The organism is Mesorhizobium sp. M1D.F.Ca.ET.231.01.1.1 (assembly GCF_003999155.2).
GTDB lineage: Bacteria > Pseudomonadota > Alphaproteobacteria > Rhizobiales > Rhizobiaceae > Mesorhizobium.
The window spans coordinates 1-409 of sequence record NZ_RZOZ02000075.1; the positions used below are offsets into that span (position 1 = coordinate 1).

Genomic DNA, 409 nt, shown 5'->3' on the forward strand with positions numbered 1-409 from the left:
GCGTCGCCAGCCAGCCATGCGGCGCCCCGGCAAAGCTGTTGGGCGAGAACACCATGACGAAATTGATGCCGATCGTCTCCCATTGCACCTGGCGGAAATTGGCGATCTTGGCCGTGACATTGCGTCCGAGCACATTGACGGTCACGCTGTCGCCGAGCTTCAGCCCGATCGCCTTGCCTTCCTCGGCCGAGAATGACACCAGCGGCTCGCCGGAATAGTCCTGCCCCCGAAATGCCGTTAAACTTTTTGACTGCTGCGTGAAACAGCGCACGGAACATCCGCGTTCACCATGCCAGTTGCGGACCCGCGGCAAGGAGGGCGGATGTTTCTCGATCGGGAGCGTTTCAAGCCGGCGGCCGAAATGCGGCTCAGCCGGGACAAATCGTCACCCGGATTGACGATTTGTCCC

At 61.1% G+C, this 409-nt stretch carries 1 pseudogene; it reads right to left on the reverse strand.

Annotated features, from left to right (window positions below):
- Positions 1-220 (reverse strand): annotated as a pseudogene (locus tag EN874_RS32340) (hypothetical protein); the annotation flags it as partial.
- Positions 221-409 lie beyond the last annotated feature (189 nt).